The following is a 22606-nucleotide window of genomic DNA, read 5'->3' as shown; positions in this document are numbered from 1 at the left end:
GTAAGATGTTTGGCATGACTACGCTTCCTCCGGATCCATTCGAAAACGATCCCATGCGCGAGCTTTCCGGAGCCGGAACGTCCACTGCCACCATTGAGCGCGAAGAAACGCGCCAGGAAGTGGAACCCGGCGACCGCGAGCGGTTTTCGCACTACGTCCGCAAGGAAAAGATCATGGAGTCGGCCCTGACCGGCGAGCCCGTCATTGCCCTGTGCGGCAAAGTCTGGACGCCGGGGCGCGATCCCAAGAAGTTCCCGGTCTGCCCGGAGTGCAAGGAGATTTACGAAGGCCTCCGCCCCGGCAACGACGGTGGAAAAAACGGCGGCCCGGGCAACTCCAAGTAGTGGGTGGGAAGAGAACTCCGGCCCTTTCTGATCATCACCGTCGTGCGGTCCGCTTTGGCGTGCCCGGAAGGTCGGAGATCGTCGTCGCTGCCATCAGGCCGGGGGAGTCAGCATGACAGAAACACTTTTTGGTGGACCGTCCCTGCCACCGGCGTACCCGGAGCGTGCCGCGTGGGGTACAGCGCCCAAGCTCCGTGCGTGGCAGCAGGAGGCACTTGACCTCTATATGACCCGCAATCCGAAGGACTTCCTCGCTGTGGCAACGCCGGGCGCTGGTAAGACCACTTTTGCGCTGCGCATCGCCACCACCCTGCTGGACAGCGGTGTGGTCAACCGCATCACCATCGTTGCGCCAACTGATCACCTGAAGCGGCAGTGGGCAGACGCCGCAGCAAAAGTGGGGGTCGCCATTGATCCCAACTTTAAGAACTCCGATGGCCAACACGGCCGGGGATTCGTGGGTGTTGCCGTTACATACGCGCAGGTAGCGAGCAAGCCCATGCTGCATCGTGCGAAGACCGAAGCGGCCCGGACCCTGGTGATCCTGGATGAAATCCACCACGGCGGTGAGGCGCTTTCCTGGGGAGACGGCCTGCGTGAGGCTTTTGATCCTGCTGCTCGGCGCTTGTCTTTGACGGGTACGCCCTTTCGTTCGGACACCTCGCCAATTCCCTTCGTCGAATACGCCGAGGACCGGGACGGTATCCGCCGTTCCAAGGCTGATTACACCTACGGCTACGGCAACGCACTGCGGGACCACGTGGTGCGTCCCGTCCTGTTCATGGCCTATTCAGGCCAGATGCGATGGCGGACGAGTGCAGGCGACGAGATGGCGGCGTCCCTCGGGGAGGCGGCCGTAACCAAGGACATCACCTCGCAGGCGTGGCGGACTGCCTTGAACCCTACGGGCGAGTGGATCCCCGCCGTCCTTGCGGCCGCAGACAAGCGGCTCGGCGAAGTTCGCCGGACCGTGCCCGACGCCGGCGGGCTGGTGATTGCCACGGACCATGATGACGCACGCGCCTACGCCGGTCAGCTGAAGAAAATTACCGGCCAGTCGCCCACGGTCATTCTCTCCGATGATTCCAAGGCTTCCAGCAAGATCGAGGATTTTTCCGCGGGCGACCAGCGATGGATGGTGGCTGTCCGCATGGTGTCCGAGGGCGTGGACGTTCCCCGTCTGTCAGTGGGCGTCTATGCCACGTCAACCTCTACGCCCCTGTTCTTCGCCCAAGCCGTGGGCCGCTTTGTGCGAGCCCGCAAGAGGGGAGAGACGGCGTCGGTATTCCTTCCGTCCGTCCCTCCGCTGATGGTGTTGGCCAACACCATGGAGGCCGAACGCGATCACGCATTGGACCGCCCTGAAAAGGACGACGACGGCCTCTTTAATCCGGAAGAAAACCTCATGGCGGAGGCCAACCGCGAGGACAAAGCTTCCGACGAGCTCACCAAGGGCAAGTTCGAAGCCTTGGACTCCCAGGCCTCCTTTGACCGTGTCCTCTTCGATGGCGGCGAATTCGGCACGGGTGGTGATATCGGTTCGGATGAAGAGCTGGACTTCTTGGGAATTCCGGGGCTTCTCGACGCCGAGCAGGTAGGCACGCTGTTGCGTCAGCGCCAGCACGAACAGCAATCGCGCAAGAAGCGCCAGGCGCCCTCGGCAGCTGCCGCCGCGCCTGCGGTTCCTGACCACCGCATGCTGATGGACTTGCGCAATGAGCTGGCTAAGAACGTGGCCGCCTGGTCCGCCCGCACTGGCACTCCCCATGGAGTGGTTCATACCAAACTGCGTGAAGTGTGTGGGGGTCCCGCTGTGGCCCAGGCGAACGAGGAGCAGTTGCAGGCCCGCCTGCGCAAGCTCCAGGACTGGTTCATCGGCAGGAAGTAGCCGGCTCCAAAGTCAGCAATAACCAAAACAAGGGAGGGCGCCGCGGTTGCGGCGCCCTCCCTTGCTTAATGCCTGAAAAGTGCAGTCTTAGTCCCGTTCGACTTCGACGCCGGCGGCTTCCATTTCGTCGTAGGCGCCGGAAAGATCCTCGGCGATTCCGGCTGTGAGCTCAGCGATGACCGTGGTGGCGTACCCGGCTTGGACGGCATCCAGTGCTGTGGCCTTGACGCAGTAGTCCGTTGCCAGTCCCACCACCACCACTTCCTCGACGTCGTGGCTCTGCAGCCAGTCGTCGAGGCCTATCGCATCTTCATCGAGGACCTCAGCTACGGGGGTGCCTGCCTTCAGGTCGCCGGTGGGGACATCGTCTTCAGGAGCCAGGACGCCTTCGAAGCCTGAGTAAGCCGCGGTGTACTGTCCTTTTCGGAAGTACGCCTGGATGTATTCGGGGTCAAGGTCTTCGTGGAGTTCGGCACCTTTGCTCCTGGCCCTGCAGTGCGGAGGCCAGGAGTCAACCATGTCCGGGTCGTCTGAAAAGTGGTCGCCGGGCTCGATATGCCAGTCCTGGGTGGCCACGATGTGGTCAAAGTGTTGCTGGTTGGCGTCCACGTACTCGGTGATGGCACCTGCTACGGCTGCGCCACCTTCGACGGCGAGCGTTCCACCCTCGCAGAAGTCATTTTGTACATCGACGATGATCAGGGCCCTGGACATCAGTTCTCCTCGTAGATGGTGGGGATGGCAGCTTCGCCGCGCTGCAGGCGATTCACGACGGCGGGCAGCTCGGCCATGGTTGCCGCGTGGCGTTCCCTGGCACGGATGACACCTTCTGGTCCGGTCCATCCGGGCAGCACCTCGCCGTTCTTGACGAACTGGTGAAGCAGGACGCGGTCGTTGCCGTCGTCTTCGGGGCGGTGGCCTATTCCCACGATTTCCTGGGTGGCCCGGCCACGTTCGTTGAGCTTGCGGAGCGCGTATTTGCGTCCACCGACACTTGCCTTGTTCTTGGCGGCCTTGGCAACCGAAATGAATTCGCCGCCGTCGTTGGTGCGGCTGACCAGCTTGTAGACCATGCTGGCCGTCGGTGCCCCGGAACCGGTGACCAGGGAGGTCCCAACGCCGTAGGAGTCCACCGGGGCTGACTGGAGGGCCGCGATGGCGAATTCGTCGAGGTCCGAGGTGACCACGATGCGGGTGTTGACGTTCCCGAGGTCATCCAGCATTTGGCGTACCCACTGTGCCTGGGCGATGAGATCGCCCGAGTCCAGCCGGACTGCGCCGAGTTTGTCACCGGCCAGCTCGACAGCGGTACGCACCGCTGTCTCGACGTCGTAGGTATCGACGAGCAGGGAAGTGCCTGGACCGAACGCCGCGATCTGGGCCTCGAAGGCCTCCCGCTCGGTGTCATGAAGGAGCGTGAAGGAGTGCGCTGCTGTGCCGACCGTTTTGATGCCATAGCGCCGGCCGGCTTCCAGGTTGGAGGTGCTGGCGAAGCCGGCAATCACTGCGGCGCGGGCTGCCGCCGTCGCTGATTCCTCCTGGGTGCGCCGGGACCCCATCTCGATGCAGGGGCGTGTGCCGGCCGCCGAGGTCATCCTCGAAGCCGCGGAAGCAATGGCGCTGTCGTGGTTGAGGACCGAGAGGATGAAGGTCTCCAGGATGCAAGCCTCGGCGAACGTCGATTCGACGATGAGGATGGGGGAGTTGGGGAAGTAGGCGTCACCTTCTGCGTAGCCCCAGATGTCGCCGCTGAATTTGTAGTCGGCAAGGTAGTCCAGCGTTTCCTGGTTGACTACTTTGTTCTGCTCCAGGAAGGCAAGTTCGTCGTCACCGAAACGGAAGTCAGCTATGCCTTCCAACAGGCGTCCCGTGCCGCCCACCACGCCATAGCGGCGGCCGTCCGGCAGCCGACGCGCGAATGCTTCGAACACTGAGCGGCGGTGCGCGGCACCCGAGTGTAAGGCTGCCTGAAGCATGGTCAGTTCGTAGTGGTCTGTGTACAAGGAAGTTGCGGGGTGGTCCCACGACGAGGCTCTACTCACGGATTCACTCTAGTGCGAGCCGCCATAGAATGGACAGATGAGCCCTAGCGTTGCGTATGGCACGGACATCGATGAGCGGACGAAAGCTGCAGAGCAGTCGTCCACCGATGTCCTGACAGCCCCTGATATCCCGTGGAACCTTGTGATCTGGAATGATCCCGTGAATCTGATGAGCTACGTGAGCTATGTGTTCCAGAGTTACTTCGGCTATTCCGAGTCCAAAGCGCACAAGCTGATGATGGAGGTCCATAAGAAGGGCCGGTCCATTGTGGCCCACGGCAGTAAGGAACAAGTGGAACAGCACGCGGTGGCCATGCACGGTTTTGGTCTCTGGGCCACTGTGGAAAAAGCCGCTAGCGGCAACGAAACACCCGGAAAGGGCGGCCGCCAGCGTGGCTAAGGCATTCAAATACGGCCTCAAGGGCATCAGTGGATACCTGGAGCCGGCGGAGCGCGACCTCCTGCGCGGATTGCTGGACGACGTCATTTCCATGCTGGAATCGGATGTCCGGGAAAACGAAGACCCGCTCGCAGCGCTGATCGGCTTGGACATGGACGTAAAGCAGCCCAGCGATCGCGCCCTGCTGCGCCTCCTGCCGAACGTCATGAAGGATGACGACGGCGGCTCGCTGGAGTTCCGCCAGCTCACCGAACGCTCTGTGCGGGAAAACAAAATTGGCGCCTTGAGGGCCGCTGCTTTAGGCCTGGACAAGAACGAGCTCGTCCTGACACCGGAGGATGCCACCCGCTGGTCTATGGCGCTGAATGACGTCCGGCTTGTGCTGGCCGAACGCCTGGACATCAGGGATGAAGCGGACGCCGAGCATATTCACAGCATGCAGGATTGGAGCCAGGCGGAGGACGTGGAGAGCTATCTGGCCCTCGTCTACAACTTCACTACGTGGCTCCAAGAGTCTTTGGTGCAGGCGATGATGGCCGCAAGGCAGGCGAAATCCTGATCCGGATGGCGGGCTGCTGCTTCTGCGCTGAAACAAATGCGACTGCCCTGTGACAAATCAGACACGAGGCGGAGAGCACAGGTAATGGCCGCACACCACGGGAAGCCTTATTCTCGAATAATTATGACTTCATCATCGGGTTCACCAAGCGGCGCGTTGGGCAGTGACGCCCCCATCGGCAACGGGGAACTCATAGGGACACGTCCAATCGGAATTTTTGATTCAGGTGTGGGTGGATTGACGGTGGCCCGTTCCATCATCGACCAACTTCCCAACGAATCAATCCTCTACGTGGGCGACACCGCACATGGCCCGTATGGGCCACTGCCCATCGCCGAGGTCCGGGCGAATGCGCTGGGCGTCATGGACGAACTGGTGGATTCGGGGGTGAAGTTGCTGACTATCGCCTGCAACTCGGCCTCCGCCGCTGTGCTCCGTGATGCCAGGGAACGCTATACGGCCCGGTACGGCATACCGGTCATCGAGGTTATCCAACCGGCAGTCCGGCGGGCGGTCTCTGCTACCCGTTCCGGCAAGATCGGTGTCATTGGGACCTCCGCCACGGTGGGATCGAGAGCTTATGAGGACACGTTTGCTGCCGCTCCGGACCTGACCATTACATCCGTCGCCTGCCCGGAGTTCGTGAACTTCGTGGAAGCCGGAATCACTACGGGTCCGGATCTCCTGGATGCCGCCAATGAATATCTGGAGCCCCTCAAAGGCGCCGGAGTGGACACCGTGGTCTTGGGCTGCACCCACTACCCACTGCTTACAGGCGTCATCTCATTCGTCATGGGAGAGGACGTCACGCTTGTCTCCAGCGCTGAAGAGACTGCCAAGGACGTCTACCGCGCCTTGGCCAACCACGGCATCCAGCGCACGGACGCACAGGCGCCGACCCACGAATTCGTCGCCACCGGTGATGCCACCCAGTTCGAGACCCTGGCTCGCCGCTTCCTGGGTCCGGAGGTCCTCTCCGTGAAGCACGTGGACCACGTTGCGGCCCAGTACCCCACAGGCAGCCTTGCCCGCATTACACCCGAGATGCTGGAAGCGGCACGATCGGGAGCGGGGCTATCCCGCCGCTCGTACTTCGTCCAGCCTGAGGACACTGTCGCAGGCGGCACCGGAACCATGGGACGTGGCCTGTGAAGCTGACTATCGTGGGCTGCACAGGCTCGTTCCCCGGTCCGGGTTCGCCGGCGTCATGCTACCTGGTGACCGCGCACGACGGTGAGCGCGAGTGGAAGATCGTGATGGACCTGGGCAGCGGTGCCCTGGGCGCCATCCAGCGCTATACGGACTTGGAAGACATCGACGCGATCTTCCTCACTCACTTGCACCCTGACCACTGCATGGACCTGTGTGGCCTGCATGTCGCGGTCCGGTGGAAGCCAGGCGGATGGGGTCGGGATCGCCTGCCGGTTTGGGGTCCTGCAGCTACAGCGGACAGAATGGCCACGGCCTATGGGCTGGACCTGGATCCCGGCATGCACGAAGAATTCGACTTTACCAACTGGACCGAGCTCAAGCCGGTCACAGTGGGTCCGTTCACAGTGACCCCTTTCGCTGTTAATCACCCCGTTGAAGAGGCTTATGCCTTGCGGGTCACTGCCACGGAACCGGGCAAGGACGGCGTGTCCGTTACCAAGATACTGACGTATTCGGGGGACACCGACTCTTGCCAGGGGCTCGAAGACGCCGCGAGGGATTCAGATTTGTTCCTGTGTGAGGCGGCGTTTGAGGAAGGCCGCGATGACGGCATCAAGGACGTCCACCTGACCGGCAAGCGTGCAGGGGAGGCTGCCATGAATGCAGGTGCAAAGCGTCTTCTCCTGACGCACATCCCGGTGTGGACCTCACAGACCAAAGTACTGTCAGAGGCCAAGCCGGTCTTCACAGGTGACGTGGCTGTTGCCGTTGCCGGAGTCCACTACACAATCTAGTTGTCCGCTTGACCCAGCTGTTCGCTTCGATCCAACTTTGCAGGGCGTCGGGGTGAGTCCATCAGCTTGGCTAAGCTTGAACCATGACTTCTGAAGCTACAGCCACTCCCGTCATCCGCGCCGATGGCCGGACCCCCGATCAACTGCGACCCATCAGCATCACCCGCGGCTGGTCCAAGCAGGCAGAGGGTTCGGCGCTGATCGAGTTCGGGAACACCCGGGTTCTGTGCACAGCTTCGCTGACCGAGGGCGTGCCCCGGTGGCTCAAGGGGGAGGGCCGCGGTTGGGTCACGGCTGAGTACGCCATGCTTCCCCGCGCCACCAACACCCGGTCCGACCGCGAATCGGTCAAGGGCAAGATTGGTGGCCGCACCCACGAGATCTCGCGCCTCATTGGCCGCTCGCTGCGCTCCATCATCGACACCAAGGCGCTGGGCGAAAACACGATCGTTTTGGACTGCGACGTCCTCCAGGCCGACGGCGGCACCCGCACGGCCGCGATCACCGGCGCCTACGTGGCACTGGCGGAAGCGATCCGCTTTGCCCGTGAGAACAAGCTCATCGCCCGCAATGCAGAGCCCTTGGTGGACACTATCGCGGCAGTTTCCGTGGGCATCATCGATGGTGTTCCGATGCTGGACCTCCCGTACGTGGAAGACGTCCGGGCGGAGACCGACATGAACGTTGTGGTCACCGGTTCGGGCAAATTCGTGGAAGTTCAGGGAACTGCAGAGGGTGCCCCGTTCGACCGCGACGAGCTCAACGCGCTGCTTGATCTCGCCCTCCTCGGCACCACCCAGCTGTCCGCTATCCAGCGCGAGACGCTGGCGGAAGCTCCGTGAGCGGCACGCCGACCTCCGGCGCTCCACGCCTCGTCCTGGCAACCCACAATAAGGGCAAGCTGAAGGAACTCCGCGAATTGCTCCGGGGGCAGGTTCCAGGGCTCGACGTCGACACCCAGGTGGTGGACGCCGACGCAGCAGGTGCCCCGGATGTTGCCGAAACCGGTGTCACCTTTGCTGAGAACTCCCTCCTCAAGGCCAGGGCCGTGGCGGAAGCGACTGGCCTGGTGGCCATCGCTGACGACTCTGGATTAGCCGTTGATGTCCTGGGCGGGGCCCCGGGTATATTCTCGGCACGTTGGTCCGGCACGCACGGCGATGACGTTGCCAACCTGGACCTGTTGCTGGCACAGCTCTCTGATGTTCCGGACTCGTTCCGCGGAGCTGCTTTCGTCTGTGCGGCTGCGCTGGCTGTCCCTGGTCCCGACGGCATTGCCCACGAGACCGTGGAGTATGGCCAGTTGGAAGGGACGCTCCTGCGCGAGCCGCGCGGGGAGGGTGGCTTCGGTTACGACCCCGTGCTGCAACCCGTCGGGATGGACCGCAGCTGTGCGGAGCTTAGCTCCGATGAGAAGAACGCCATCAGCCACCGCGGACAGGCATTCCGTGCTTTGCTTCCCGCGATTGTAAAGGCCTTGTCCGAGGCCGGTTCGAACTAGTTTCCTCGTAGACGCGAAAGGCACCCCGCTGTGCGGGGTGCCTTTCGCGGTGTTCGGGCCCTTTGTTATGGGGAGGTTGTTGGAGCCTCAGTGCTCGCTGTGCTTGCCGCCCTCGTGCTCCTCAATGAACTCCTCTACGGGGTCTGTGCCTTCGGCCGCTGCCCTGCGCTTTGCCATGAATCCACGGCCGATCTCAATGAAGATCGGAATGACGGAGATCAGGACGATCACGATGAAGATGATGTCGATGTTGTTGCCAACCCACTCGAACTGGCCAAGCCAAGCGCCGAGCAGGGTTACGCCGCCGCCCCAGAGGAGTGCACCGATGACGTTGAAGAGGAAGAACTTGCGCTTGTCCATCTGCGCAACACCCACGATCACCGGCACGAAGGTGCGGATGATGGGAACGAACCGCGCCAAGATCAAGGCCTTGCCGCCATGCTTTTCGAAGAACGCATGGGCGCTCTCCACATTTTCCTTCTTGAACAGCCGTGAATCCGGCTTATTAAAGATCGCCGGGCCGGCCTTGGATCCGATGAGATAGCCGGTTTGGTTCCCGATGATGGCAGCCACGATGATCATGGCGCACATGGCCCACAGATTGAACTCGATGGCGCCCGTGGAGACCAGGAGCCCCGCCGTGAACAGCATCGAGTCACCGGGCAGGAAGAACCCCACCAAGAGGCCCGTTTCTGCGAACACAATGGCGCAGACCAGAAGGACCACCCACGGTCCCAAAGGTGAATCGCGGAGGAAGACGTCGGGGTTCAGCCAGTCCGGTAGGAACGAAGCCATAGGCGGCGAAACCGGGCCCGCGCCCCCGAAAGTGGATACGGCAAGGTCGCTTATCGCAGAAAAGATCACCCATCAAGCCTACTTGACCGCCGTCGTCGTGTTTTTCCGGGTTATCTCTTGACTCTCGGTTTGTCGGTTGTATGGTTAGTTACATGAGTAATGAACCAGATAGGCGGTGGTGCTCATGATTGATGACAGCAAACCGATCTTCTTGCAGATCGCCGAGCTCATAGAAAACGGAATCGTGGACGGAACCATGGCCGAAGAGTCACAGGTACCTTCCACCAATGACTTCGCAGCTTTCCACCGCATCAACCCGGCGACTGCCGCCAAGGGCGTCAATCTGCTGGTGGATTCAGGAATTCTCTATAAACGCAGGGGGATAGGGATGTTCGTTGCCACAGGAGCGCGCGCCCAGCTGGTGGCACGCCGCACCGAAGAGTTCTTCGAGCAGTACGTCAAGCCGCTCGCCTTGGAGGCCCGCAAACTGGGCATCTCAACAGAGCAGCTGAATTCCATGATTGAACGCAGCTCCGGGCTTGCAACGGAAACCGGGACAAACAAGGAAAGGAGCGCGGCCCTGTGAACGACACCATCGTCGAGGCCCGTAACCTGATCAAGCATTACAAAGACCTCAACGCCTTGGACAACGTCAACCTCCGCCTCACGGCCAACCGTATCTACGGCCTGCTGGGACGCAACGGGGCCGGTAAGACCACGTTGATGTCCATCCTCACCGCCCAGGCCTTCGCCACCTCCGGAGAGGCCCTCGTCTTCGGCGCGAGCGCCTATGAAAACGACGCCGTCCTGTCCCGGATCTGCTTCATCCGGGAATCACAGAAATACCCGGACGACTTCCAACCCCAGCATGCCTTCCGCTCCGCTGCTCTCTTCTACAAGAACTGGGACCAGGGTTTCGCTGACCGCCTTGCCGAAGACTTCCAGCTTCCCGTAAAACGTCGGATCAAGAAGCTCTCACGCGGACAGCTGTCCGCCGTCGGAGTGATCATAGGCCTCGCATCGCGTGCAGAGCTGACATTCTTCGACGAGCCGTACTTGGGCTTGGACGCTGTGGCCCGGCAGCTGTTCTATGACCGCTTGGTGGAAGACTATGCCGCGCACCCGCGCACCATCATCCTTTCCTCACACCTGATTGACGAGGTAGCGAACCTGCTTGAACACGTTGTGGTGATCGACCGGGGCAGGATCATCATGGACGCCGATGCCGAGGAGATCCGAGGTTCTGCTGTCACCGTTTCAGGTTCGGCGGAAAAGGTGGACACCTTCCTGGCAGGCCGCAGGATCCTCCACCGCGAAACTCTGGGGTCTTTGGCCTCCGTGACGGTGGACGAGGTGCTCAGCGGCAGCGAACGCACCGAAGCCCAGGAACTGGGCTTGGAGCTGTCGCCGGTTTCATTGCAGCAGTTGGTGGTACGGAAGACCATGGCCGGGGCAGGCACAGCAGGAACAGACAGTGGAGACTTCGCCGATGACACGATGGAGGCAAGGCGATGAGCAGGACTATGGCAGTTGCCCGAATGCAGCTGATCAACAAGTGGACGTACATCGGATGGCCGTTGACCATCCTGGCGGCATCCTTCCTGATGTCGCTCGCCATCTTTGCGCTCATACCCGTCACCGAAGGGAAAAATGGTGGCGGCAGCCAGGCCCCACTGTGGTACTTCCTGGTTCTTGGAATCCAAAGCATGACCCTGGTGTTTCCGTTTTCCCAAGGCCTGAGCATCAGCCGGCGGGCGTTTTATCTGGGAACCCTGGGCCTTTTCTCACTCATCGCACTGGGGATGACTGTGCTCTACATGGTGGGTGGCGTCCTTGAGAAGGCAACCAACGGTTGGGGCGTCTACGGCTACTTCTTCAATATCCCGTGGGTCACGGACGGTCCCTGGTACTCCACTGCCGCTTTCTTCTTCGTGGTGATGATGTTCATGTTCATCATCGGTTTCTGGTTCGCAACCATTTTCAAGCGCTGGGGCACCACTGGAACCCTGGTCTCTACCTTGGGAACGGCCATCGCTTTGATAGGCATTGCCGCCCTCACAACCTTGTTCCAAGGATGGGGACACGTTGGTAACTGGTTCGCCCAGCAGACTCCTCTCACCATCAGCGGGTGGGCTGCGCTCCTGTGTGTCGTACTCGCAGCAGGGTCCTACACAACACTGCGCAGGGCCACTCCGTAGGTACCAAAATGTCACGTTGACCACAATGCAGGCCGGAATGGCCGCCCCGCTGCAGAAATCGGCTGGGGCGGCCTTTTCCGGCTGTAACCTTGTCCAGTGGCATTGGACTTTACGGCGATCGACTTTGAAACAGCCAACGGCTTCCGGGGTTCGCCGTGTTCGGTGGGCCTCAGCAAAGTCCGCGGTGGCGTAGTAGTGGAGGAAGCCTCCTGGCTCATGCGGCCGCCGGAGAACCATGATCATTTCGAGTTCCACAACACTCGAATTCACGGCATCCGCGCCGAAGACGTGGCAGGCCGCCCCCGATTCGGGGAGCTCTTCCCGGAAATCGGCGCCTTCATTGGGGACGACGTACTCGCCGCCCACAACGCAGCCTTCGACCTCGGCGTTATTCGCTCAGGACTGGAAGTTTCCGGCCTTGCGGGGCCAGCCTACGACTATGTGTGCACGGTGATGCTCTCCCGCCGCTGCTACTCACTGGTGTCCAACTCTTTGCCGTATGCCGCCGAGGAGGCAGGCGTTCCCCTGGTCAACCACCACGACGCCGCGGAAGACGCCCGAGCCTGCGCCGGCATTCTGGTGGACATCGCCAGACGGAACAACGCCAACAGCATCGCCGAACTCTACCTTTCCCTTGGCCTGAACCTGCCGAAGCAACCCGCCTTCGATCCCGCGCTGGGACTCTCCAAAGCGACCATGTCCGCACTCGCGGCCAGGACCGGAAGTGCCGCCGAGCGCACACTGGAACGTGCCCTGGGCGTGGCAGCTGGTTTTCAGACTTGGCCGGAGGAGGGGCCCAACCCACTGCCGAACCCTGCCGCGGAGCCTGGACATCCGCTCTTCGGCCAGACAGTGGTGTTTACGGGCGACCTCGCCATCACCCGTCCGGAGGCGAAGTTGCGTGCGGCGGACATGGGCGCACGGCCCGAAAGCCGGGTTACTGCGCGGACTACTGTGCTGATTGTTGGTGACGGCTTCGTGGCAGGAGACCTCCGAGCCGGTCGTCTCACAGGCAAAGCAAAGCGTGTCTTGGAACTGCATGCCAAGGGCCAGCAAATCGAGGTTGTGTCCGAGGGCGAGTTCCTGCAGATGGTGGGCGGCGCGTAACCTCCACCTACTCGACCTGCATGGTCATACTGTGCGGAGTGTGTTCGCTTTCCCGAACCCGGTGAACGAATACGCCGCCCGGATCACAGCTGGACTGGTGGTGGCGGTGGCCGTTGCCACCCTGTTGACCGGCTGGGTTTGGGGCTTGGTGGCACTGGCAATCGGCTTCTGGCTACGGGTGCTGTTCGGGCCGCGGATCTCCCCGCTCGCATTGCTGTCAGTGAAGGTGCTGGCGCCCCGGATCGGGCACGCCAAGCTGGTGGCCGGTCCACCCAAGCGATTCGCGCAGGGTATCGGTGCCGCCTTGACGAGTGCCGCCGTCGTGCTGTTTTTTACGGGCTTCCAGCCCGCCGCCTGGATCCTGCTGGCGCTGCTGATCGTGGCGGCTTCGCTGGAAGCATTCATGGGCTTCTGCCTTGGCTGCGTGATCTTTGGCTTCCTGCAGCGCCGAGGCCTCATTCCCGAGGACGTGTGTGAGGCTTGCAACAACGTGACGCTCCGCCGGATCTAGCTATTGTTTAGCCGGTGGTGACGGCAAGCAATCTGTCCGCCATGCCACGAATGAGTTGCGGCGCTTCCAGGGACTCGAGCCAGTCGGACGGCAGGCCGTCTTCGCCGTAGTAGGCCCCCAGGATGTTTCCCGCAATGGAGCCTGTGGAGTCGCTGTCGCCACTGTGGTTGATGGCCACGGATATTGCATTGCGGAAGTGTTCTGCCGGCGTTCCGCCGCTGGTGGCCAGCACAGCGTAAAGCCCGACGGCGAGCGCCTCCTCGGCAATCCAGCCCTCACCGAGCGCTGTGGTCAGTCCTTCCGGGTCCAGTGGGGCAGGCTGCATCGACAACTGCAGGGCGGCTTCCAGCCGCTCCGCCAGCTCGGGTGCCTTAGTGGGGACGCCGTTGACATAGCTGAGGGCCTCGGTTGCGGCGGTGCGGATGTCGCTTCCGGCCACGATGTTGTGGATCAGCAGGCTAAAGGCTGCGGCGCTGAGCCGCGCCGAGGGATGTCCGTGTGTCAACGAAGCGGCGTCGGAGCTGAGCTTGTAAACGGCCTCGCGTGAGATATGGGGGATGAGTCCGAATGGGGCTGAACGCATCACCGTGCCGCAACCTTTGGAGTCGGCATTGACCGGACGTGCAACTGTTCCCATTTCCCCTGTTGCCAAACCACTGAGGCAGGCGTTTCCGGGTGCACGCCGATGACGAAGAACCTCCTGGGCATCGATCCAGCGCGGCTGCGGCACGGGAGCGGAGGAAGCAACAGCCACGTCCTGGGTGGCGAGCCAGCGGAGGTAGGCCAGCCAAAGGCAGGCGATCTCGTCCGCGGCTACGCCATCGTTGGCCCATTCGAGCGCTTCCACAAGGCCGTCAACGGTGTACAACGTCATCTGCGTGTCGTCCGAGAAGTGGCTGCCGCCGTCGAGTTGTGAGAAAGACGTCAGGCCGGCGGAACCATAACGGCCGCGAATTGCGGCGATGGAGTCAAACTCCACTGCATAACCGAGGGAATCACCCAAGGCGCCTCCCAAAAGTGACCCCTTGACACGGGACTCGAAGGAAGGAACAGCGGGGGATTCAGGCTCAACACTCATGCCAGTAACTTACCGCGTCCGGGAACCGCCACTGATATGGTGGGGAAGCTGTCCGGCACTGACAAAACTTGGAGTGACATTTTGCGTGAACCTGCTTGGCGACGGACAGGCAAGACACCCGACTACAGGTTTTCCCTTGCCAACGAACGCACCTTCCTCGCGTGGATCCGCACATCCCTGGCTTTGCTTGCCGGCGCAGTTGCCGTTGACCAGCTGGCTCCGAACATTGCGCCCACGCCGGTCCGGGTGGTCCTTTGTGTATTGCTGGCACTGGTCGGGGCGGGGCTGGCTGCACTTTCCTACCACCGTTGGGGGCAAATGGAAGCCGCCATGCGCAACGATCAGGCTCTCCCGTTCTCCCGGGTCATGCTGTTCATGACCATTGTTGTTGCCGTAGCGGCGTTCGCCTTCGCGGTGCTGATACTGGTGGCGCGGTAAGTAAGTATGGAAGTCCGAGACCCCGGCTTGCAGCCCGAGCGCACCACTTTGGCATGGCGCAGGACGTTGATCTCCCTGGTGGTGGTGGATTTGTTCATTTGGCGGAGTTGGCTGACGTCCGAGCCCTCCACCGGCAACCTCGTTGCCGGCCTTCCCGGACTTGATTACCAAGGAATCTGCGCACTCATGGCGGCGCTGGCCACCATTGTGCTGGCGTCCGTGGTCTGGATTCGCTCACGCCAACTCCACGTCGGAAACGCGGCGGCATCAGCCCGGCTTGTCCTGGTCAGCACACTGGCTGTGATGGGCCTTGGTGCCACTGCCATCGCAGCCATTGCTCTGGGCAGTTAGGGTTCTGGCTGGTTAGGGTCTGGGTGGATAGGCTCCGGGGCGGCATTCAGCAACCGTCCAGACTCTGCTGGCAGGATACTCAGTGGCTTTGAGCCTGCATTACCCCGGCCGGACCACCTTGCAGCGCGCTACGAGGCGGGTCATACCGGCCTTCAGACTAACCGTAAGGACTCACTCGACATGACTTCTCCTGTACAGGCCACACCCGACCCCCAACCGGGACTTCTTGCCAGGCTGTCGGCTGAAGCTTTGGGATCGATGTTCGTTGTGGTTGCCGCAGTGGGAGTCGGAATTTTTTCAAATCCTGGTGGCGCCCCCTTGCCGGTGGCTCTAGCCACGGGCCTTGCCGTGACGGTGGCGATGCTGGCTTTCGGCTATGTGTCCGGAGGTCACTTCAATCCGGTGATCACCTTGGGCAATTTGATTGCCGGCCGAATCCGGGCTGTCGCGGCCGTAGCCTATGTGGCGGCGCAAATCATCGGCAGCGTCGTTGGGGCTGCCCTGATCTATTTCGTGGTGACCACCGTGCCGGTCCTTACGGACGCCAGGGCGGCGTTTGACGTCGTTGCGCCAGGTTTCGGTGAGCATGCTTCCGCGCAAACGCAGATGGCAGGAGTCTTGCTGGTTGAGGTCCTTGGGTCGGCCCTCGTTGTTGCCGTATTCCTTGGAGCGACCGCTGGCCGCCGGGCTCTTCCTGCCATGGCCCCCTTCGCCGTAGGCCTTGCAATGGCCATTCTGCTTCAGCTCGGGCAGGTCCTGGGAAACCTTCCCTTCAACCCTGCGCGCGCAACCGCCCAGGCATTCTTCAGTTCGCCCTGGGCAATAGAGGGGCTGTGGCTCTTCTGGGTGGCCCCGCTGATGGGTGCGGCACTTGCCGGCCTCGCCTTCCGTGGCTTCCAAGGCCTGTCACATTCCACCGTTGCCGAAGCCGAGGACCTCACTGGCGGCAGCGATGGGGTCAACGACTCCTTCGATGCCAACGACGAGCCGCTTGAGGAAACTGAGGTCAAGGAAGCTCCTGCGAAATCTGACGAGGACGTTTCCCGACGTGTTCCGGCTGCGCCGGTCAATGATGACGCGCGTGACTTCTTCGACGGCAAAAAGGGCAAATAACCTTACGGGATCGACGGCGGACGGCTCGCCTGCGCTTTATTGTCGGTGCCCCCGGTTAACTTGAGAATATGCGGTTACTTCATACTTCCGATTGGCACCTTGGCCGGTCATTCCACGGCGTTGGCATGCTCGAAGCCCAACGCAATTTCGTGGACCAGTTGGTGTCGGTGGTTGAATCCAAGTCCGTTGACGTGGTGCTCATAGCAGGAGACGTCTACGATCGCGCTTTGCCCGGGCTGGATGTGGTCAAACTGCTTGATGATGCCCTGGTGCGCATTACTCAGGCAGGGGCCGGGGTTGTCCTGACCAGCGGCAACCACGACTCCGCGATCAGGCTGGGATTTGCCTCGCGCCTGCTGGAACGCGGGGGAGTACACCTGAGGACGCGGGTGGAAGACCTTGACGTGCCAATCCTCTTCCCCCTCGGAGTCCAGGCAAATAGCGCTGATGGACATGGCAAGGACGGCACAGGAAGCGGCCAGGTTGCCATTTACGGTATTCCCTATCTTGAACCCCGGCTCGTGGCTGAGCGCCTGGGCGCTGAAAACGCCAACCACTTTGATGTCACCCTGGCGGCCGTGGATCGGATCCGGCAGGATGTTCAGGCCCGCCGCGCAAAAGGACCCGTCTATCCTGTGGTCCTCGCACATACTTTTGCCAGTGGCGGCATTACTTCGGAAAGCGAACGGGACCTGAGCATCGGCGGCCTGGGCGCAGTTCCGTTGGATCTCTTTGAAGACTTCGCCTACACCGCGCTGGGTCACCTCCATGGGCGGCAGGAGCTGGCCCCCAATGTCCGGTACTCCGGTTCTCCCTTGGCCTATTCATTTTCGGAGGCCAAGCACCACAAAGGTGCCTGGCTGGTGGACCTTGACGCCGATGGAGTGATCGCTGTTGAGGAAGTTGTGTGGGAGGCCCCTAAAACCCTGGCTACGTTGCGTGGGACGCTGGATGATCTGCTGGCCGCCGAAGAGCACGCGTGGGCGGAGAGTGCGTACTGCCAAATCACGCTGACGGATGCACAACGGCCGGCGCAGGCCATGGAGAGGGTGCGTAGCCGCTTCCCTGACACGCTGGTTCTCTCCTTCGATCCCCAAGGTGCAGAGGCCCGGACTTCCACCAGCTACAGCCATCGTCTCGCTGCTGCCGAAGACGACCTTGGAGTCTGCTGTGGATTCCTGGAACACGTCAGGGATCGCGGCGCCAGCGATGCAGAAGAAGCGGCGTTGCAGGAAGCACTCGAAGCTGTCCGGTTACAGGAGGCGGAGTTGTGAGAATTCATCGTCTGGACATCGAAGCCTTCGGTCCGTTTGCTACGCCCCAGCACATTGACTTCGACCATTTGGGCGCACAGGGGTTGTTCCTCCTCAATGGCGCTACGGGCGCGGGCAAAACCAGCATTCTGGATGCCATCTGTTTCGCACTGTATGGGTCCGTTCCCGGTGCCCGCCAGGAAGGGAAAAGGCTACGAAGCGACCATGCGGCGCCAAGTGCGGAGCCGCGCGTGGTCTGTGAGTTCTCAGCGCGGGGGCGCCGCTTTGAAGTGACGCGATCGCCAGCTTGGGACCGGCCCAGCGCTCGCGGCCGCAACGGATTCACCACCCAGCAGGCCAAGACCCTCCTCAGGGAACGTGTCACAGGAAGCTGGGAAGAGAAATCTTCCAGGAATGACGAGGTAGGCGCCGAGCTCACGGACGTCCTCGGAATGGATCGGGAGCAGTTCACCCGGGTGGTGATGCTGCCACAGGGCGACTTTGCGGCTTTCTTGCGGTCCAAGGCCAATGAGCGGCTGGAACTGTTGCAAAAGTTGTTCGGCACGCAACGATTTGAAGCTGTTGAACGCCAACTCGTTCAGCAAGCGGCCGAGGCTGCCCGTGCCGTGCAGGAGAATGCGTCAGAGCTCAAGCTGCTGCTTGACCGGGTTGCATCGGAGCACGAACAGCTGGGTCTTGCCTCATCCACTCCAACGGCTGAAAATGAGCCTCGAAAGGAGCCCGAGGCCTGGCTTTCAGATGTCGAAGCAGAAGTCAAAGCTGAATGGAAGCGCCGATTGGACGATTCTGCTGAGGCCGAGTCCTTGGCCAACCGCCTCATGGAACAACTCCATATGGCGCAAGAGAAGGCGCTCCGGCATGGGCGCCTCGGCGCTGCGATGCAGCGGCGGGTCCTACTTGAATTGGCAGCCCCCCGGGCGCTGGAGAACAAGGAGATGCTCGGAAAACACCGACGCGCTGCTGTCCTCAGCGGACATCTGGAAGCGATCGATACCGCAGAGCGTAAACTTCAGGCCGCCGTTGCGCAGACGGCAGGCCTACGCAGGAAGCTTGCCGCGGCCGGCTTGGAGGCAACTAACACCGCCGCTGCCTTGGAAGGCGTAAAGGCAAGCAGCGCAGTCCTGGAGGCCAGGCTGCCCGATGAGCAGCGTTTGGAAGAGATCACGGCGCGCCTTGCGGCCAAACGTGGTCAAACGGCGGAACATCAAGCCGCTGCCGAGGCTTCGGCGTCCGTGCTGGAACAGTTGCGCGACGACGTGGCCACTGTGGAGTCGCAGATCCAGCCCCTCGAGCCTTTGGCAGGCCAACTGACAGAACTGGAACGGGATGCTGAGGCTGCGACCGAGCTGCTTGGAATTGTGGCCAGGTATGAAACGGCCGCCAACGAGTTGGATGAAATTACCGGAAAGCACCTCCAAGCCCGGTCCGCTTCACAGGACCTCCGGCAGCAGTGGCTCGACGTCCGCGAACTGCGTTTAGCCAACGCAGCAGGGGAACTGGCCGCGGCACTGGAAGACGGTAAGCCGTGCGCCGTTTGCGGAAGTGAAGAACACCCCCACCCCGCCGAAGCTGTGCGATCAGCACTCTCCCTTGCCCAGGAGGAGGAAGAAGCCAAGGAACGGTTCGAGGCCAGCGAAAAATCCTTGGGGCTCCTCGCCGAGCAAGTTTCCTCCGCTGCTCAGGCGCTTGCAGGATTGGTTGCCCAGGGAGGTTCAACCGATGCTGCTGAGGCGGAGGCCAAAAGGGGAGCAGCCGAGGTAGCTGCCGTGGCGGCACGAAAAGCGGCAGGCTCGCTGGAGAAGCTTCGCGGCCGGCAGGAAGCCCTCACCAAGCGCATCGCTCTGGTGCAGGAAGACCACGACGCGTCCGTGAGCGCGGCGGCCCACGCGTCATCCGCCGTTCACCTGCTTCAGGAGCAATGTGTTGCCCTTGAAACGGATCTGGCTGGTTTGAAAGGCAACTTCCCGAGCCTGCGCGAGCGGTTGGAAGCACTCATGGTTGAGCAGGAGCTTCTTCAAGCAGCGGTGGATGCAGCCCGCGAAATGGAGCGAGCAGAACAAGCCCGGGGAGACGCCGCAGCGTCGCTTGAAAAAGCCCTGCCGAAATCCGGATTCAGCTCCGCTGACGACGCCCGCCGGGAAATCCTCGCACCAGCCGATGTTGTGGGCCTTGAGAAAGACTTGGCGGATTTCGACGCCGAATCATCGCGTCTGGATGAGTTGTTTGCCAGTGAGGACCTGATCCTTGCCGCCAAGGAAGCCAGCATAGGCGAACTTCCCTTGGGAGGAGCCGAACTTGCTGAATCGAAGGTGATTGCTTCCAATGCCGTAGATACTGCGCGGGCCAAGGCTTTGTCTGCGGGCCTGGCCGAAAAATCGGCGGGCGCTGTTGCCCGGTTGCGGAGGGAATACCACACCTTGGCGCAAGCCGGAAGCGAACCGCGGACCCGGGCGCACATGCTTGCTCAGCTGGCCGACACCGTGAGGGGATCGGGTGACAACAGCTATCGGATGAGCCTCAACACCTATGTCCTTGCTGCACGGCTGGAACAAGTGGCAATCGCCGCCTCGGAGCGGCTGGTGGCCATGAGCGACGGCAGATATACGTTGAAACATACGGACGCCAAAGCTGCCAGGGGAGCGAAATCCGGTCTCGGTCTTGAAGTCGTAGACGAATGGACTGGACAACGCCGGGACACTTCCACGTTGTCCGGCGGCGAATCCTTCATGGCGTCGTTGTCATTGGCACTTGGCCTGGCCGATGTTGTCCAGCAGGAGGCTGGCGGCGTGGACATAGAGACGCTGTTTGTTGACGAAGGCTTCGGCAGTCTCGATGAACAAGCCCTTGAACAAGTGATGGACGCCCTGGAAGGACTGCGCGACGGCGGCCGGGTAGTTGGCCTCGTCAGTCACGTTGGGGAGATGAAGCAACGCATCACCAGCCAGCTTCAAGTGGTAAAGGGCAGGCACGGTTCCAGCGTGCAGATTGCCGACGCCGTACCCGTCTGACAGGTATCCGATAGACTTAACCCGTTACACCGGGTCGCGCGCATCGGGAGGAGGGACGATGCGCACACTTTAGCGAACCCGGATTAATGGAAAAATCTTCTGTAGCTTCACAGCCTTTATCATCGGCTCCCGCACGCCCGTCACGCCTGCCGGGCCGCTTCGCGCGGCTTCCCGAACTGGCGGGGCCCGGTTTCCTTCCCCTGGGCCTTTTCGCCAGGCTTCCACTGGCCATGCTCACCGTCGGCACCCTGACACTGGTCACTGCAGTCAGCCACTCCTATGCGATCGGCGGCATGGCGGCCGGAGCGGTGGGCATCGGCTCGGCGTTGGGTGCTCCCGTCCTCGGCTCGTTGGCTGACCGGGCCGGACAACGGATCGTGCTCCTCGTGGCAGCTGTCATCAACACACTTGCCGTTGCGGGGCTCCTTGCCGCGGCCTACCTCACTCCCGGCTACGGCTCGGTGGCCGACGCAGTTGGCGTCTTCATTGCAGCTTTCCTCGCAGGAGCCAGCTGCCCTCAGGTGGGTCCCATGGCCCGCGTACGATGGATGGCGCTGACCACCCGAAACCTATCTCCGTCGTCAACCACTGGAGGGCGAAGCGTCGCGGCCAACCGGGCTGACTTGGACACCGCGCTGTCCTATGAAGGCACCGCGGACGAAATCACCTTTGTCCTGGGCCCTGCCCTGGTGGGTGTCCTGGCCAGCATGGTGGCTCCTTGGTTGCCGCTCGCCTTGGCAGCAGTCATGACCATTACGTTGGTTCCTGCTTTTGCGATCCATCCCAGCCAGCTGGCCGTTGTACCGGCACCTCGGAAGGCAAGTGCCGGCGTCGTGCCTCCCGGAGGGCAAACCACCCAGGTGACCCCAGAACGGCGTAACCGCTGGGCCGGGGCTGTGGTGGCCGTTCCTGTGGTGGCGATGGTGTGCATGGGGACGTTCTTTGGTGCGACCCAAAACGCGCTAAGTGCCTTCTCCGCGCAGTACGCCACTGCCGAGATCGCTGGCCTCCTGTACGCAGTGATGGGCCTTAGCTCCGCCGTAGCTGCGCTGTCCGTGGCGTTCTGGCCGCAACGGTTCAGCTTGGCTTCCCGTTGGGTTGCCGCAGCGCTCGCGATGTCCGTTCTGTCCCTTTTGCTGCTTTTGCCGGCGGGAATCTGGCCCATGGTTTTTGTCCTGCTGATACTGGGCATTCCCGTGGGTCCCGTGATGGTGACCGTCTTCAGCATCGGCGGCGTGGTGGCGCCGGCAGGGCGCATGGCAACGGTGATGACGGCCCTCGCCAGCGGAATCGTGGCTGGAACAGCGCTGGGCTCGTATTTGGCCGGTCAATTGGCTGAAACGCAAGGCCCAAGCGCGGCATTCGTGGTTTCAATGGCGGCTGCTGCCGGCCTTTTGCTGCTGGGTGTTGTTACGTCCTTGGTGATGAAGCGACAGCCTCAGGCGTAGCTGAGCGCCCCGGCGAGGGACGCGGCCATGAGTTCCACCAACCGCAGTGAGCGTTCTTCGTCGGGATCAGCCAAATGCTGCATACTGATGCCGTCGATCCCCGAAATGAACAAGCGCGTGATGTCCTCCAGGTTGTCGGGGACAGGTTCGCCGGCAGCCTCGGCAGCAGAGCGGAACAGCTCCAGGGTTGAACTGACCCAGCCGTCATACATCGAACGGTTCATGAGCAATGCCTGTGGCTGGTCGTCGGCTTCCACGCGGAAGCGCCGAAGCAACAGTTCGAAGGTAGTGACCTGCTCATGCGGGTTTTCCAACATGCGGCTCCAGATACGACGCGCGTGGGCGCCAACCATGTGGCGCAATCCCATGCCCGGATCAATCACGGGCTCCAAGGCTTTGGCGTAGTCCCTGCTGAGGAAGTTGTACACCTCTTCAAGGAGCTCGTCCTTGCTCCGGAAGCAGTAGTGCAATGCCGCGAGTGGGGCTTCGGCCTCACTGGCGATTCGACGTGTCGTCGCAGAGGCAAGGCCGTCTTGGGCAATCACCCTTGCTGCGGCCTCGACGAATTGCAGCCGCCTTTCCTCTGCGGGAACCCTGGCCATTCA

At 61.9% G+C, this 22606-nt stretch carries 24 protein-coding genes; 19 read left to right on the top strand and 5 right to left on the bottom strand.

Translation table 11 applies throughout. The features are described 5' to 3' along the window. Positions 1-5: 5 nt before the first annotated feature. Positions 6-344 (top strand): DUF3039 domain-containing protein, encoded by a 339-nt coding sequence (locus RIF72_RS00380; RefSeq protein WP_017200120.1) that lies wholly within the window; start codon positions 6-8, stop codon positions 342-344. Positions 345-456: 112 nt separating this feature from the next. Next, the gene (locus tag RIF72_RS00375) at positions 457-2232 is read left to right on the top strand and encodes a DEAD/DEAH box helicase (protein ID WP_309072939.1); all 1776 of its coding nucleotides are present in this window, start codon (positions 457-459) and stop codon (positions 2230-2232) included. Between the two features lie 87 nt (positions 2233-2319). On the opposite strand, the gene RIF72_RS00370 is transcribed toward RIF72_RS00375, so the two are convergent. Both RIF72_RS00370 and RIF72_RS00365 read right to left on the bottom strand, forming a co-directional pair. After that, on the bottom strand, positions 2320-2946 hold the full coding sequence (locus RIF72_RS00370; RefSeq protein WP_309072938.1) for an isochorismatase family protein: 627 nt from the start codon (positions 2944-2946) through the stop codon (positions 2320-2322). Continuing rightward, positions 2946-4274, bottom strand: a complete 1329-nt coding sequence (locus RIF72_RS00365; protein ID WP_309072937.1) for a nicotinate phosphoribosyltransferase — start codon at positions 4272-4274, stop codon at positions 2946-2948. The genes RIF72_RS00370 and RIF72_RS00365 overlap by 1 nt, the downstream gene beginning before the upstream one ends. A 37-nt stretch (positions 4275-4311) precedes the next feature. Here RIF72_RS00365 and clpS point away from each other — a divergent pair, with 37 nt between their 5' ends. From clpS to rdgB, 6 genes are all read left to right on the top strand, one after another. Then, positions 4312-4674, top strand: coding sequence for an ATP-dependent Clp protease adapter ClpS (clpS, locus tag RIF72_RS00360; RefSeq protein WP_011775237.1), 363 nt, complete (start codon positions 4312-4314; stop codon positions 4672-4674). Beyond that, positions 4667-5233 carry a DUF2017 domain-containing protein gene (locus RIF72_RS00355; protein ID WP_178996802.1) on the top strand — a complete coding sequence of 189 codons (567 nt, stop codon included), beginning with the start codon at positions 4667-4669 and terminating at the stop codon, positions 5231-5233. The genes clpS and RIF72_RS00355 overlap by 8 nt, the downstream gene beginning before the upstream one ends. A 123-nt stretch (positions 5234-5356) precedes the next feature. Next, positions 5357-6385 carry a glutamate racemase gene (murI, locus tag RIF72_RS00350; protein WP_375164183.1) on the top strand — a complete coding sequence of 343 codons (1029 nt, stop codon included), beginning with the start codon at positions 5357-5359 and terminating at the stop codon, positions 6383-6385. After that, positions 6382-7179: an MBL fold metallo-hydrolase gene (locus RIF72_RS00345; protein ID WP_091468347.1), complete on the top strand. Its 798-nt coding sequence runs from the start codon at positions 6382-6384 to the stop codon at positions 7177-7179. The genes murI and RIF72_RS00345 overlap by 4 nt, the downstream gene beginning before the upstream one ends. Positions 7180-7262: 83 nt before the next feature. Further along, the gene (gene rph / locus RIF72_RS00340; protein ID WP_011775233.1) at positions 7263-8021 is read left to right on the top strand and encodes a ribonuclease PH; all 759 of its coding nucleotides are present in this window, start codon (positions 7263-7265) and stop codon (positions 8019-8021) included. Continuing rightward, positions 8018-8680 (top strand): RdgB/HAM1 family non-canonical purine NTP pyrophosphatase, encoded by a 663-nt coding sequence (gene rdgB, locus RIF72_RS00335; protein ID WP_309072935.1) that lies wholly within the window; start codon positions 8018-8020, stop codon positions 8678-8680. The genes rph and rdgB overlap by 4 nt, the downstream gene beginning before the upstream one ends. Before the next feature lie 87 nt (positions 8681-8767). On the opposite strand, the gene RIF72_RS00330 is transcribed toward rdgB, so the two are convergent. Continuing rightward, a complete protein-coding gene (locus tag RIF72_RS00330; protein ID WP_309073233.1) occupies positions 8768-9529 on the bottom strand; it encodes a VTT domain-containing protein in 762 nt (253 codons plus the stop codon). Positions 9530-9659: 130 nt separating this feature from the next. On the opposite strand from RIF72_RS00330, the gene RIF72_RS00325 reads away from it, so the two are divergent. The 5 genes from RIF72_RS00325 (at position 9660) to RIF72_RS00305 (ending at position 13291) form a co-directional block, all read left to right on the top strand. Beyond that, positions 9660-10061, top strand: coding sequence for a GntR family transcriptional regulator (locus RIF72_RS00325; RefSeq protein WP_309072934.1), 402 nt, complete (start codon positions 9660-9662; stop codon positions 10059-10061). Continuing rightward, positions 10058-10990: an ABC transporter ATP-binding protein gene (locus RIF72_RS00320; RefSeq protein ID WP_309072933.1), complete on the top strand. Its 933-nt coding sequence runs from the start codon at positions 10058-10060 to the stop codon at positions 10988-10990. Before RIF72_RS00325 ends, RIF72_RS00320 begins: the two co-directional genes overlap by 4 nt. Further along, positions 10987-11673, top strand: coding sequence for a hypothetical protein (locus tag RIF72_RS00315; RefSeq protein ID WP_309072932.1), 687 nt, complete (start codon positions 10987-10989; stop codon positions 11671-11673). The genes RIF72_RS00320 and RIF72_RS00315 overlap by 4 nt, the downstream gene beginning before the upstream one ends. Positions 11674-11769: 96 nt before the next feature. Further along, positions 11770-12780, top strand: coding sequence for an exonuclease domain-containing protein (locus tag RIF72_RS00310; RefSeq protein ID WP_309072931.1), 1011 nt, complete (start codon positions 11770-11772; stop codon positions 12778-12780). A 31-nt stretch (positions 12781-12811) separates the two neighbouring features. Further along, positions 12812-13291 (top strand): DUF4395 domain-containing protein, encoded by a 480-nt coding sequence (locus RIF72_RS00305; protein WP_309072930.1) that lies wholly within the window; start codon positions 12812-12814, stop codon positions 13289-13291. Between the two features lie 7 nt (positions 13292-13298). Here RIF72_RS00305 and RIF72_RS00300 read toward each other — a convergent pair whose 3' ends face one another. Continuing rightward, the gene (locus RIF72_RS00300) at positions 13299-14369 is read right to left on the bottom strand and encodes an ADP-ribosylglycohydrolase family protein (protein ID WP_309072929.1); all 1071 of its coding nucleotides are present in this window, start codon (positions 14367-14369) and stop codon (positions 13299-13301) included. A gap of 81 nt (positions 14370-14450) precedes the next feature. On the opposite strand from RIF72_RS00300, the gene RIF72_RS00295 reads away from it, so the two are divergent. From RIF72_RS00295 to RIF72_RS00270, 6 genes are all read left to right on the top strand, one after another. After that, positions 14451-14807 carry a DUF202 domain-containing protein gene (locus tag RIF72_RS00295; RefSeq protein WP_309072928.1) on the top strand — a complete coding sequence of 119 codons (357 nt, stop codon included), beginning with the start codon at positions 14451-14453 and terminating at the stop codon, positions 14805-14807. 6 nt (positions 14808-14813) lie between these two features. Next, complete coding sequence (locus tag RIF72_RS00290; RefSeq protein ID WP_309072927.1) at positions 14814-15158, top strand: DUF202 domain-containing protein; 345 nt, start codon at positions 14814-14816, stop codon at positions 15156-15158. Between the two features lie 180 nt (positions 15159-15338). Further along, on the top strand, positions 15339-16271 hold the full coding sequence (locus tag RIF72_RS00285) for an aquaporin (RefSeq protein ID WP_309072926.1): 933 nt from the start codon (positions 15339-15341) through the stop codon (positions 16269-16271). A 68-nt stretch (positions 16272-16339) separates the two neighbouring features. Then, positions 16340-17545, top strand: a complete 1206-nt coding sequence (locus RIF72_RS00280; protein ID WP_309072925.1) for an exonuclease SbcCD subunit D — start codon at positions 16340-16342, stop codon at positions 17543-17545. Then, positions 17542-20553 carry an SMC family ATPase gene (locus RIF72_RS00275; protein WP_309072924.1) on the top strand — a complete coding sequence of 1004 codons (3012 nt, stop codon included), beginning with the start codon at positions 17542-17544 and terminating at the stop codon, positions 20551-20553. The genes RIF72_RS00280 and RIF72_RS00275 overlap by 4 nt, the downstream gene beginning before the upstream one ends. 86 nt (positions 20554-20639) lie before the next feature. Further along, complete coding sequence (locus RIF72_RS00270) at positions 20640-22001, top strand: MFS transporter (protein ID WP_309072923.1); 1362 nt, start codon at positions 20640-20642, stop codon at positions 21999-22001. Here RIF72_RS00270 and RIF72_RS00265 read toward each other — a convergent pair. After that, positions 21992-22603 carry a TetR family transcriptional regulator gene (locus RIF72_RS00265; RefSeq protein WP_309072922.1) on the bottom strand — a complete coding sequence of 204 codons (612 nt, stop codon included), beginning with the start codon at positions 22601-22603 and terminating at the stop codon, positions 21992-21994. The genes RIF72_RS00270 and RIF72_RS00265 overlap by 10 nt on opposite strands. Positions 22604-22606 lie beyond the last annotated feature (3 nt).

Source organism: Paenarthrobacter sp. (assembly GCF_031180005.1).
Lineage (GTDB): Bacteria > Actinomycetota > Actinomycetes > Actinomycetales > Micrococcaceae > Arthrobacter.
The sequence above is the reverse complement of the archived record's forward strand: the minus strand, read 5'-3'. Positions and strand labels throughout refer to the sequence as shown.